Origin of the sequence: Thiohalorhabdus sp. Cl-TMA (assembly GCF_041821045.1) — a bacterium.
In the GTDB taxonomy this organism is placed as follows: domain Bacteria; phylum Pseudomonadota; class Gammaproteobacteria; order Thiohalorhabdales; family Thiohalorhabdaceae; genus Thiohalorhabdus; species Thiohalorhabdus methylotropha.
Window position 1 is genome coordinate 167252 of record NZ_JBGUAW010000009.1, and the last position, 11926, is coordinate 179177.

Here is an 11926-nt window from a genome sequence, read left to right on the forward strand (position 1 = left end):
ACTCGGCCGGTCTCAGTCATGGGGAGGGAGCTTTACCGCGGTGAGCCAGAAATCGCCCAGCCGGCGGATGAGGGCCATGAATTCATCGCAGTTCACGGGCTTGGTGAGGAAGGCGTTGGCGTGATCCATGGTGGAGCGCACTAGGTCCTCTTCCACCCCCGAAGTGGTGAGCACCACCACCGGTAGGCGGCGCAGCCGGGGATCCTGCTCCACCTCGGCCAGCACCTCGCGGCCGTCCTTGCGCGGCATGTTGAGATCCAGCAGGATCAGATCCGGCAGCTCCCGGTCCGCGTAGAGCCCCTCTCGGCGCAGGAAGCGCAGAGCCTCCACGCCGTCGATGACGTGGTGCAGGGCCACAAAGAAGCGGTTCTCCTCCAGTGCTTCGCCGATTAGCCGGGCGTCGGCGGGAGAGTCCTCGGCGAGCAGGATGCTCAAGGGCTTCATTCTTGGGCTCAGATCCTCGGTCTTCGGCGGTTGGGCGGCGGGAAGGTGGCGTGGGCCGGCGTGTCCCGGCCCAGTCCGGTCGGCGCCGCTGGGGGGCCGGGAACGTCAGCGCGGTACGAGGCCTCTCCGGCTTGGCCCGCCGGAGGCGCATTGTAGGCTGCCGGCTTTACGCCGCAAGGACGGTTTTGTCAGAGCGCGGGTGCGGTCAACGAGCGGCGTTGTTGACCTGTCGAGCGGTGTCGAGGACCAGACGGAGCTGACGCTCCCGGCGCCGGCTTACCGGAACCTCGTGGGCCGCGGAATCATCGAGCTTGAGGAAGAGGTGGCCATCCCGGCGGACGAGGGCATGGACCCTCTGGAGATTGACGACGAAGCTGCGGTGCACCCGCATGAAGCTGTCCGGGAGCGCCTGCCCGAAGCTGGAAAGGGAAAGGCTGGTTAGGAGGGTCTGTCCGGAGAGAAAGATCTGGGTATAGGAGCCGTGCGCCTCCAGGTAGCCGATCTCCTCCGGATCCAGGAAGCGGGTCTCGTGATAGAGCGGCACGGCCAGGCGCGCGGAGAAGTCCGGCATATCCGTGCCGATATCGGAGCCGTTGGCGACGATTCCGAAATGGGGCACGAGCAACGCCAGGATCGTGTCCCCCTCGTCCGGCGATGGCGGGCCCACCAGGATGGCGTGAACCGCCGGGCTCCGGTGGGACCGGCAGAGGGTGAGCCCCCCTTCCCAGAGTCCCTGCTCCCGGGCCATCGGCAGGCCCGACTCCAGGACCTTGTCCCGGGACCAGGCGGTGAAGAGGTCCGGGAAGGTGGCAACGGTCTCCGGAGCCTGTCGGATCTGGGCACGCAGGGCCGGGTTCGTGAACAGAAGCTTCCCGGCTTCGTCGAGCAGAGCCACGAGCATGTGACTGGATGACAGCAGGCCGGGGATCTGTTCCCGGAGCGCCGCGGGATCGCTTTCCGGCTCCGTCCATCCGGCCGTGTTCCTGCTTGTGGGTTCGGTCATTGGCCTGCGCCGTATCGGGATTGCGGGATGCGAACGGGCCGGCGCGGAGCCGACCGTGCCCTTAAGCTAATGGGCCAATCACCGATTTGGCAACAGCTGGCTCATCCATCTACGTCATCGGCCACACGAGGATCTCGCCCACCTCCAGCTCCTCCGCGGCCCGGCGGGCCACGGACTGGCCCAGCCAGTTGGGGCGGTGGGCGTCCGAGGACAGCACGAAGCTGAAGCGGTCCCGGTAGGGGCCGTAGAATTCCAGCCAGTCGCACCGCCAGACGTAGCGGTTGTTGAGCTCCACGTAGGCCTCCGGCGGCACCCGGTCGAGGTCGGTGTCCAGGGCGTTGGGATGGGCGACGATCACCGGGCGGTCGCTGGCCAGCAGCCGTTCCAGCCCCCGGTAGTCGGCATCCGTGTCGAAGCAATGGTAGATATAATAGTCCGGCTTGACGCCCAGGGCGGTTTCCACCCAGGCGGCGCCGTTGACCTCGGTCCCCAGGCGGAGCTCGGCTTCCCGGACCTCTTGCGCGTAGGCGTCCCATACCTCCGCCACGTGCTCGAAGTGGTCGCTGATGCCCACAATCCGTGCGTGACCCACCCGGGCCACCAGGTCCACGGTCTGCTCGGGCACCACCGACGCATCGCCCGTGGACCAGGTGGTATGGATATGCAGATCTTGGTTGAGCCTCATTCCGGTAACCTCCAGGGCGGAAAGAAAATGGGCGAAAACCCCGCCGACCCCTTACCATGAGGGCCCCGGGGAGATATAAAGCCCGGTATCGGAACCTCTCTTTCCCCAAAAGGGGGTAGCATGCGCAGCTGGGACGGCGTGGATGTGGCCGCGGTCATGCGGCCGGCGGCGGTGACCGCCGCGCCGGATGAGACCGTCGACGACCTCTTGGCCCGGGTCCCGCCCGCCGAAGCCGGTGTCATACCGGTCTGCGAGAGCGGCCGCCCCCTCGGCCTGCTCACGGCCCGCGATCTGGTGGCCGCCTCCCCGCCCGGAGGCTCGCGCAAGGCGCGCGCCCTGGAGATCATGGCCGTCCCCACCTTCGCCGCCCCCAACGAGGCCCTCGATCAGGCCGTTTCCCGCCTCCTCCGGCAGGGGGCGGACGCCCTGGTGGTGACCACCGGCCAGGGGGCGTTCCTGGGGCTGGTGAGCCCGTACGTCTGCTTCGATTACCTGGCGTTGCAGGAATTCCCGGAAGCGCTGGTGGTGGGCGCGAGCGGCTCCACCGCCGCCTCCGTGGTCAGCGAGGTCGATCCCGCGGCGACGGTGCTGAGCCGGCTGGGCCGTTCCCGGCGCGGCGGCGCCGTGGTGCTGCGCGGTCCCCTGCCGCCGGCCATCCTGGGCGCCGAGCAGGGCCTTGCCTGGCTGCAGGGCGGCCGGGCGGAGAGCCCCGTGGCCGAGGCGCGGGAAGGGGCGCTGCTGCTGTCCCGGGAGGATTCGGTGCGGCAGGCGGCCCGTAGGCTGCGCGAGCAGGGCCACCGGCGGGCGGTGGTGCTGAACGGCAACGGCGAGGTGCGCGGCATCCTGGACTGCACTGACCTCCTGGCCAGCGTGCTGAACCGCCGGGAGTCTTCCCTGCCCAACAACCTGGAGCAATGGTCCCAGCTCCTGCTCGACCAGATCGGCGAGCCCGCCTTCCTGGTGGACTGGCAGGGCCATTTCGTCGCCGTGAACCAGGCGGCGTGCCGGGCCCTGCACTACGGCCGCGAGGAGCTGTTGGGCATGACGGTCCCGGATCTGGACCCCACCTTCTCCGCAGAGCAGTTCCGGGAAAATTCGGCCCAGCTCGAGCGCAAGGGCTACGACAGCATCGAGACGATCCACCGGCGCCGCGACGGCACCGACATCCCCGTGGAGCTGCGGATCAGCTTCCTGCGCTTCCAGGGCCGCGAGTACCACGTGGTGCTCGCGCACGACCTCACGCCCCAGCGGCGCACCGAGGCCGCCCTGGAGGAGACCGAGGCCCGCTACCGCAAGCTCTTCGAATACGCCAACGACGCCTTCTTCCTCATGGCCGAGATGCGCTTCACGGAGGTGAATCCCCAGGCGGAGCGGCTGCTCGGCGTCCCGGCGGAGGAGCTGCTGGGCCGGTCGCCGCTGGATTTCTCCCCGCACCTGCAGCCCGACGGCCAGCTCTCCAGCCACAAGGCGCGGCGCTACACGGGCGCGGCGCACGACGGCGAGCCCCAGTGCTTCGAGTGGCGCCACCTGCGCGCCGACGGCACGGAAGTGGACGCCGAGGTGAGCCTGACCCCGGTGGTGCTCGGGGAGCGGGGCTATCTGCTGGCCGTGCTGCGCGACCTCTCCGACCGCAAGCGGCAGGAGGAGCAGCTCCGGCAGGCGGCGGCGGTCTTCGAGAGCACCCACGAGGGCGTGCTGATCACCGATTCCGAGGGGCGCGTCCAGCAGGTGAACCGCGCCTTCACCGAGATCACCGGCTACTCCGCGGAGGAATCCGTGGGCGGCATCCCGCCCTTCCTCCACGACAATCGGCTCGACGAGAACGGCGAGACCATCGATTGGGCGGACATCATCCACGCCGGCGCCTGGCAGGGGGAGTTCTGGAACTACCGCAAGAATGGCGAGTACTTCCCGATCTGGCTCACCCTCAACGGCGTGGAGAACGAGCGCGGCGAGATCACCAACTACGTGGGCGTCTTCTCGGACATCAGCCGCATCAAGCGCTCCCAGGCAGAGCTGGAGTACCAGGCGCGCCACGACCCCCTCACCGGTCTGCCGAACCGGATGCAGCTCAACGACTACCTGGAGCACGCCATGGCCCTGGCCGAGCGCCACCGCCAGGAGCTGGGCGTGCTGTTCCTGGACCTGGACGGCTTCAAGGAGATCAACGACAGCCTCGGCCACTCCGTGGGGGATTCCCTACTGGCCCAGGTGGGCGCGCGCCTCCGGGACACCGTGCGGCGCGCCGACACCGTGGCCCGCCTGGGGGGCGACGAGTTCATCGTCCTCACCGAGGAGCTCAAGGACCCCAAGCAGGCCGGGGAACTGGCCGAGAAGCTCACCAGCGCTCTCGCCGAGCCCTTCGCCGTGGAGGGGCAGGACCTGTTCATCACCACCAGCGTGGGCATATGCCTCTATCCCCGCGACGGCGACAGCGTGGAGGCGCTGCTCAAGAACGCCGACGCCGCCATGTACTGGGCCAAGGCGGAGGGCCGCAACACCTTCCAGTTCTACACCCGCGAGCTCACCAGCCGGGCGCTGCAGAACGTCCTGGTGAAGGGCGACCTGCGCCGCGCCATGCAGCAGGAGGACCTGCTCCTCCACTACCAGAACCAGGTGGACCTGCGGACCGGGGCGGTGGTGGGCGTGGAGGCCCTGCTGCGCTGGAACCATCCCGAGACCGGCATGGTGCCGCCCAATGACTTCCTGCCGGTGGCCGAGGAGACGGAGCTGATCCATCCCCTGGGCGAATGGGTCCTGAGCACCGCCTGCCAGCAGGCGCGGCAGTGGCTGGACGCGGGCATCGAGTTCGGGCGCATGGCCGTGAATATCGCCGTCCCGCAGATCCAGCGCGGCGACCTGGCCGGGCTGGTGGCCCGCTACCTGCACGAGAGCGGCCTGCCCCCGGAGCGCCTGGAGCTGGAGATCACCGAGGATTTCATCATCGGCGAGGAGGACCGTGCGCTCGGGGTGCTCGGCACCCTGCGCGAGCTGGGGGTGGGGCTGGCCATCGACGACTTCGGCACCGGCTACAGCTCGCTGCGCTACCTCAAGCAGCTCCCCGTGAACAAGCTCAAGCTCGACAAGAGCTTCGTGGACGAGCTGCCCGACAACAGCAACGACACCGCCATCGCCCGTGCCGTGATCGCCCTGGCCCGGGCGCTGGACCTCACGGTGATCGCCGAGGGCGTGGAGACGCGGCGCCAGCGGGAATTCCTGGTGGCGGAGGGCTGCGACCAGGGACAGGGCTTCCTCTGGGCGCGCCCCCGGGCGGTGCCGAACTTCGTGGCGTAGGCGCGGGGGGCGCCGGAGCCCGGGGCGCCCGCCCCTGTGCTGGCCGAGGTTCGGCGGCGGTCAATGCGAGGGCCCAGCGGGGATCGGCAGGGAGGGCGAACCTGCTATGGTGGTAGGTCCGGCATATCCGGCCGCTCCGCAACCCTAGCGAGGCGCCATGAATCGAACACCGCCGCCCGAGACCGAGACCCTCGAAGTCGGCATCCGCGCCGACATCCTGGGCATCGACACCTTCCACAGCGCCGTGGCCGAGCAGATCGCCGAGCGCATCCAGTCCGACCGCAACGGCTTCCGCGAGACCGTCGCGGCGCTCATGGACATCCACAAGGAGGACAACGACGACAAGCGCGAGCTGCGCGAGAAGTTCGCCGAAATGGACATCTCCGTGCAGCGCGAGGACCACGGCCTGACCCTGCGCTGCACGGGCGTGCCGCCCGGCTCGCTGCTGAACGGCGACCTGCCCGCCCGGCAGAAGCGCCAGATCTGCCAGGCGGTGCGAGATTTCGTCATGGAGCCGGCCTTCCCCGAGGCCACCGACCCCTCCGCCGCCACCTCCCGCTACGTGCGCAGCTATGTGGCGCGCACCCCGCTGCTGGACCAGGCGCCGCGCCCGCGCACCTTCGTCTGGGGCGGCCACGCCATCAGCCGCGAGGAATACGACTTCGCCAAGGAGACCGGCTACTGGGACGCCCTCGGCAACGGCACCGAGTTCATCACCGGCTGCGGGCCGGGAGTCATGAAGGCGCCCTTCAAGGGCGCGCTGGTGGCCTACGGCAAGCAGGACTACCACAAGCGCGGCGTGCACCGCGACTACATCGGCTTCTCCGAGCGCGGCATCATCGCCGCCGAGGCCCCCAACGGCATCGTCTCCGAGCTGGTGATCTTCCCCGACGTGGAGAAGCGCATGGAGGCCTTCATCCGCGCCTCCCACCGCGGCCGCATCCACCCCGGCGGCGCCGGCACCGTAGAGGAGATGCTCACCTTCCTGGGCATGAAGGCCCACCCGGAGAACGCCGACGAGGTCTATCCCTTCGATCTGGTGGAGCGCACCGGCGGCGACTACGCCAAGCGGGTCACGGAGTGGCTGCGCACCTGCTTCGGCGACGCCCTGGACGGCCTCATGCACGTCCACGTGGGCAGCCCGCGCTCCTACGCCGAGTACATCCACGAGACCTGCGCGGACATCGACACCTCCCGGCTCTGGAACGACACCCTGTACGTGCCCCCCGAGGTGCAGAGCACCTTCCAGGTCACCTTCGACAACCTGGAGGCGCTGGACCTGTCCCGGAATCAGTCGCCCTTCGACCTGCTCCTCAACCTGCGGCGCTTCTTCTCCTCCCTGGTGCACCTGGCGGTGAAGTACCCCGACGAGGCGGAGGCCTGGGGCGGCGAGCTGCCCCGCATCTACGGCGACCGGGACATCCTGGAGGCCACCGACGCGCTCATCCAATGGTTCGACGCGCACGGCCGCATGAAGCTGCAGGGCGAGTACCGCCGGCCCTACCGGATCAGCTGAGCACGCGGATTCCCCCGAGGGTCCGCCCGCCTTGAACCGCCGGCTCGATTGCCACAACCATGGGGGCTGGCGGGCTCTCGTGCCGGCCCAACGCGGCGGCCCGCCGCGTAAATCCACACCGCGCCACTGGGGCAGGTAATGTGTACCCTCATCGTTCTCCGCCGTCCCCATCACGATTGGCCCCTCCTGGTGGGGGCCAACCGCGACGAGATGCGCGGCCGCGCCTGGGAGCGTCCGGGCCGGCATTGGCCGGAGAAGCCGGAGGTGGTGGGCGGCCTGGACGAGCACGGCCACGGAAGCTGGCTCGGCGTGAATCGCTACGGCATGGTGGCCGCCGTGGCCAACCGCACCGGCACCCTGGGGCCCATGGACGACAAGCGCAGCCGCGGCGAGCTGGTGCTGGAGGCCCTGGAGCACGCCGAGCCGGAGCGCGCCGCCTCCGCCCTGGCGGAGCTGGAGCCGCGTGCCTACCGCGCCTTCAACCTGCTAGTGGGCGGCCCCTCCACCGCTTACTGGATCGCCCACCGCGAGGACGACGGCGGCGACATCGAGGTCCGGGAGGTGGGGGAGGGCCTGCACATGCTCACCAGCGGCGACCTCGACGACCCCACCGACTACCGGATCAACTTCAATCTGCCGCGCTTCCGCGAGGCCGCCGCCCCCGACCCGGAGCTGGAGGACTGGGACACCTGGCGGACCCTGCTCGCCGACCGCGGCCATCCGGAGGGCTACGCTAGCGCGGCCATGAACCTGGATCACGACGGCTTCGGCACCATCTGCAGCCACCTGGTGGCGATCCCCCGCTATCCCGGCTATGGTGGCGGTCCGCAGTTCTGGTTCGCCGCCGGCCCGCCGGACCGCACGCCCTTCGAGTCCATCGCCGTGCCTTACTAGGGGCGGCGGGGCGCCCGGGCCAGTCGCGGCCGAAGGCCGCTCCTACAAGGGGGCTGCATCGGCGATGGTTCCCTGTGGGAGGGGCCTCCCGGCCCCGTCCCCTTACTCCCGCAGCTACGGAGACCATCTATGGGCCCGGAAACCGTCGAGCCCCCGGAGGGCCAGGTCTCTTTCCGCGAGAACGTGGACCGCATGGTGGACCGGGCCATGGCCGCCATCGACCTGGACCCCGGCGTGGCCGCCGCCATCAAGCCCTGCAACTCGGTGATCCAGGTGACCTTCCCCGTGGAGCTGCGCGGCGAGGTCCAGGTGTTCACCGGCTGGCGCGCCACCCACAGCACCCACCGGCTGCCCGCCAAGGGGGGCCTGCGCTTCGATCCCCACGTGGACCAGGACGAGGTGGAGGCCCTGGCGGCGCTCATGAGCTACAAGTGCGCCATGGCCGACGTGCCCTTCGGCGGCTCCAAGGGCGGCCTGCTCATCGACCCCACCGCCTACACCCGCCAGGAGCTCATGCAGATCACCCGGCGCTTCACCCTGGAGCTGGTGCGCAAGGGCTTTTTGAGCCCCGCCACCAACGTCCCGGCGCCGGACATGGGAACCGGCCAGCGGGAGATGGCCTGGATCGCCGACACCTACAAGCACCTCTATCCCGAGGACATCAACTACCTGGCGGCGGTCACCGGCAAGCCCGTGCACCTGGGCGGCATCCGCGGCCGGGTGGAGGCCACCGGGCGCGGCGTGCAGTACGTGCTGCGCGAGCTCTTCCGCCATCCCGAGGCGGTGGCCGAGACCGGCCTGTCCGGCGGCCTGCGCGGCAAGCGCATCGTCGTGCAGGGCCTGGGCAACGTGGGCTACCACCTCGCCAAGTTCCTCTCCGAGGAGGACGGCGTCCGAGTGGTGGCGGTGATCGAGCGCGACGGCGCGGTGATGAACGAGGACGGCCTGTCCGTGGAGGATCTACACCGCTACCAGCAGGAGCACCACGCCGTGCGCGGCTTTCCCGGCGGCACCTTCAGCGAGGACGGTGCCGGCGCCCTGGAGCTGGACTGCGACCTGCTCATCCCCGCCGCCCTGGAGGCGCAGATCCATTCCGGGAACGCCCGGAATATCCGCGCCCCCGTGGTGGTGGAGGCGGCCAACGGCCCGGTCACCTTCCGCGCCGACGAGATCCTGCGCGAGCGGGGCGTGGTGGTGCTGCCGGACAGCCTGGTGAACGTGGGCGGCGTCACCGTCTCCTACTTCGAGTGGATCCGGAACCTCTCCCACATCCGCTTCGGCCGCATGCAGCGCCGCCACGACGAGCTGCGCGGCACGCAGATGGCGGCCCTGCTCATGGAGCACGGCGGCATCCATATCCCCGAGCAGGTGCGGGCCAACCTGGCCGAGCCCACCGACGAGATCGACCTGATCCGCTCCGGCCTCGACGACACCATGCGCCTCGCCTTCCAGGGCATCCGCGAGGTGCTGGCCGAGGACGACGGCGTGGACGACTACCGCACCGCCGCCTTCGTCATCGCCATCCGCAAGATCGCCCGCTCCTACCTGGACGTGGGGGTCTACTAGCGCTCCTGATGGGAGCGGCCTCCGGCCGCGACAAGACCCAGCCCCCGCCCCTTCCCGCCCTCCGGAGCCCGCCTTCCCCGCGCCCAACGCGCTTGCGGACAGCCCCGTACGGCGCTACGGTCATGTCCAAGCCCGGAAATAACATGCGGCTACCCGACAAAATCGAACCGAGCGAACCGAAGCCCGCGAATGAGTCCCGACAGGAAAGATAGAGACGAGCAGACCCCCGGCCGGGCGATCTATTTCTTCCGCGCCCGGCTGGTGCAGAAGCAAACTGAAGCGCCCCTGGTCTACGAGGGCACCGGCAAGGCCTACCAGGGGGAGGACGGCGCCTGGATGGTGGAGGTGATCCACGAGGACGAGACGCCGCACCAGGAGGAGCCGGCGGAAGAGTCCGCCGACCGCGAGGCGGACAGCGTGGTCAGCCCCTTCACCCTGGAGGCCGTGGACCTCTCCGGCAGCTCCTGGGACGCCGAGACCGTCCGCCTCACCGGCCCGGTCACGGCCCTGCCTTCAGTGGGCCGCGTGGTGCGGGGCAGAATGGAAGGGTTCGCCTGCCTCAACTGCCCGGAGAGCTCCGGGGAAGGGGAGATCTGGGTCCTGGGCGATTCCGACTCCGAGCCCTGACCGAGCCGGGGAGCGCGAAGGCACCAGTCGGGACCCGAAGCCCCTCGTGGGAGCGGCCTCCGGCCGCGACAGGCGAGCCCACACCAACGAACGGAAGGCACAACCGCCCGAGCACGGAAAAGGGCAGGGGAGCGGACGATGAGCGAGATCGGCCTGCGCACCAGCTGGAACCGCCTGGTGGCCCTGGTCAACGAGCAGGCGGCGAGCCTACAGCGCACCGCCTTCTCCAACGTGGTGCGCGAGGCCGGCGACCTCTCCGCCGGCATCTTCGACAAACAGGGCCGCATGCTCGCCCAGGCGGTCACCGGCACCCCCGGCCACATCAACACCATGGCCCAGGCCGTGGCCGACATGCTCGAAGACGTCCCCGTTGGCAGCCTGGAAAAGGGCGACGTCCTGCTCACCAACAACCCCTGGGCCGTCTCCGGCCACCGCCACGACATCACCGTGGTCACCCCCGTCTTCCAGTCAGGATCAGGGGACGGCGCCCCCGTCGCCTACTTCGCCTCCACCTGCCACGCCGCCGACATCGGCGGCCGGGGCCTCACCACCGAGGGCCGCGACGTCTTCGAGGAAGGCCTGGGCCTGCCGTGGGTGAAGTTCCACCGCAAAGGCGAGCCGGACCCCACCATCGAGGCCATCATCCGCGAGAACGTGCGCGTGCCGGAGGTGGTACTCGGCGACTTGCGTGCCCAGGTCACCGGCGGCGAGGTGGCCACCCGCCGCCTGGAGAGCCTGGACCTGGACGTCAACGACCTCGCCGACGAGATCCTGGGCCGCTCCGAGGCGGCGGTGCGCGAGGCCATCAAGCAGGTCCCCGACGGCAGCTATTCCCACGAGGTCTGGCTGGATGGCTTCGAGGAGCCCCTGCCCATCCGCTGCACGGTGACCGTGAGCGGCGACGAGCTCACCTGCGACTTCGCCGGGACCGCCCCCGCGCAGGCGCGGGGCATCAACGTGGTGCTCAACTACACCGCCGCCTACGCCATCTACGCCGTCACCTGCGCCGTGGCCGCCGACATCCCGCACAACGCCGGCTCCTTCCGCCCCATCCATGTCACCGCCCCGGAAGGCTGCCTGCTGAACGCCGTCCCGCCCCAGCCCGTGGCCGCCCGCCACATCATCGGCCACTTCGCCACCCCGGCGGTGATGGGCGCCCTCGGCCAGGCCATCCCCCTGCCCGCCGAGGGGGCGACGGGGCTGTGGGGCGTGAACATCCAGGGCACCGAGCGCCCCTGGGCGCAGACCTTCTTCCTCAGCGGCGGCATGGGCGCCGGCCCGGAATGGGACGGCCTCGACGCCACAGCCTTCCCGTCCGGCGTGCAGGCGGTGCCCGTGGAGGTGATCGAGGCGACGACGACGGTGCGGATTCTGGAGAAGTCGCTGATCGAGGACTCCGGCGGCGCCGGCACCCACACCGGGGGGCGCGGGCAGCGGGTGCGGTTGACGGTGGATGAGCCTGCGCATGTTTCCGTTATGGCGGAGCGGACTCGGGCCGGGGCGCCTGGGGTGGGTGGTGGTGAGGCTGGGCGGCCTGGGCGGGTGGTATTGGAGGGCTCCGAACTGAAACCTAAGGCGGCGTTTGGGATGGGGGTTGGGGAGGTGTTGGTTTTGGAATTGCCGGGTGGGGGTGGGTTTGGAGCTCGTGGGGAAAATAAAAGCTTTTTAAGGGGTTAATTTTGCCGGTCGATCTGTCGGAAACGTTGGTAATTGGTATTTCAGCCACAGCTCTCTTTGATCTTTCTGAGACGGACCGTATTTTTCAGTTAAAAAAAGAGGAGGATCCCGAGACAGCAGTAGCTGAATATAGAGCGTATATGTGGGGTGGACCCATTCCGTTGGACAGTCAGCAGGCCTTGAGAAGTAAACGGGCTTTGGGGGCTCCTCAGGCTTCGGT

The 11926-nt window shown here is 69.4% G+C and carries 10 protein-coding genes; 7 read left to right on the forward strand and 3 right to left on the reverse strand.

The window, feature by feature from the left end; genetic code table 11:
- Positions 1-12: 12 nt before the first annotated feature.
- The 3 genes from ACERLL_RS14050 to ACERLL_RS14060 all read right to left on the reverse strand — a co-directional run bounded on the left by ACERLL_RS14050 (position 13) and on the right by ACERLL_RS14060 (position 2132).
- Positions 13-444, reverse strand: coding sequence for a response regulator (locus tag ACERLL_RS14050; RefSeq protein ID WP_373656732.1), 432 nt, complete (start codon positions 442-444; stop codon positions 13-15).
- A 205-nt stretch (positions 445-649) separates the two neighbouring features.
- Positions 650-1447: a LytTR family DNA-binding domain-containing protein gene (locus ACERLL_RS14055; RefSeq protein WP_373656733.1), complete on the reverse strand. Its 798-nt coding sequence runs from the start codon at positions 1445-1447 to the stop codon at positions 650-652.
- 109 nt (positions 1448-1556) lie between these two features.
- On the reverse strand, positions 1557-2132 hold the full coding sequence (locus ACERLL_RS14060; protein WP_373656734.1) for a hypothetical protein: 576 nt from the start codon (positions 2130-2132) through the stop codon (positions 1557-1559).
- Between the two features lie 120 nt (positions 2133-2252).
- Between ACERLL_RS14060 and ACERLL_RS14065 the strand changes: the two genes are divergently transcribed.
- The 7 genes from ACERLL_RS14065 to ACERLL_RS14095 all read left to right on the forward strand — a co-directional run.
- A complete protein-coding gene (locus ACERLL_RS14065; RefSeq protein WP_373656735.1) occupies positions 2253-5426 on the forward strand; it encodes an EAL domain-containing protein in 3174 nt (1057 codons plus the stop codon).
- A gap of 157 nt (positions 5427-5583) precedes the next feature.
- Positions 5584-6942 (forward strand): pyrimidine/purine nucleotide monophosphate nucleosidase domain-containing protein, encoded by a 1359-nt coding sequence (locus ACERLL_RS14070; RefSeq protein ID WP_373656736.1) that lies wholly within the window; start codon positions 5584-5586, stop codon positions 6940-6942.
- 138 nt (positions 6943-7080) lie between these two features.
- Positions 7081-7836: an NRDE family protein gene (locus tag ACERLL_RS14075; protein ID WP_373656737.1), complete on the forward strand. Its 756-nt coding sequence runs from the start codon at positions 7081-7083 to the stop codon at positions 7834-7836.
- A 129-nt stretch (positions 7837-7965) separates the two neighbouring features.
- Positions 7966-9402 (forward strand): Glu/Leu/Phe/Val family dehydrogenase, encoded by a 1437-nt coding sequence (locus ACERLL_RS14080; protein ID WP_373656738.1) that lies wholly within the window; start codon positions 7966-7968, stop codon positions 9400-9402.
- Between the two features lie 189 nt (positions 9403-9591).
- Entirely contained in the window at positions 9592-10029 is a 438-nt protein-coding gene (locus tag ACERLL_RS14085; RefSeq protein ID WP_373656739.1) for a hypothetical protein, read from the forward strand.
- 138 nt (positions 10030-10167) lie between these two features.
- Positions 10168-11706 carry a hydantoinase B/oxoprolinase family protein gene (locus tag ACERLL_RS14090; RefSeq protein ID WP_373656740.1) on the forward strand — a complete coding sequence of 513 codons (1539 nt, stop codon included), beginning with the start codon at positions 10168-10170 and terminating at the stop codon, positions 11704-11706.
- Positions 11707-11708: 2 nt separating this feature from the next.
- A partial coding sequence (locus ACERLL_RS14095; protein ID WP_373656741.1) for a 5'-nucleotidase occupies positions 11709-11926 on the forward strand: 218 nt, incomplete at its 3' end.

Bases quoted from the DNA above. Each gene is read 5' to 3' on its own strand.
- ACERLL_RS14050 (WP_373656732.1), bottom strand. From the start codon at position 444: ATGAAGCCCTTGAGCATCCTGCTCGCCGAGGACTCTCCCGCCGACGCC.
- ACERLL_RS14080 (WP_373656738.1), top strand. From the start codon at position 7,966: ATGGGCCCGGAAACCGTCGAGCCCCCGGAGGGCCAGGTCTCTTTCCGC.
- ACERLL_RS14090 (WP_373656740.1), top strand. From the start codon at position 10,168: ATGAGCGAGATCGGCCTGCGCACCAGCTGGAACCGCCTGGTGGCCCTG.
- ACERLL_RS14065 (WP_373656735.1), top strand. From the start codon at position 2,253: ATGCGCAGCTGGGACGGCGTGGATGTGGCCGCGGTCATGCGGCCGGCG.
- ACERLL_RS14070 (WP_373656736.1), top strand. From the start codon at position 5,584: ATGAATCGAACACCGCCGCCCGAGACCGAGACCCTCGAAGTCGGCATC.
- ACERLL_RS14085 (WP_373656739.1), top strand. From the start codon at position 9,592: ATGAGTCCCGACAGGAAAGATAGAGACGAGCAGACCCCCGGCCGGGCG.
- ACERLL_RS14060 (WP_373656734.1), bottom strand. From the start codon at position 2,132: ATGAGGCTCAACCAAGATCTGCATATCCATACCACCTGGTCCACGGGC.
- ACERLL_RS14055 (WP_373656733.1), bottom strand. From the start codon at position 1,447: ATGACCGAACCCACAAGCAGGAACACGGCCGGATGGACGGAGCCGGAA.
- ACERLL_RS14075 (WP_373656737.1), top strand. From the start codon at position 7,081: ATGTGTACCCTCATCGTTCTCCGCCGTCCCCATCACGATTGGCCCCTC.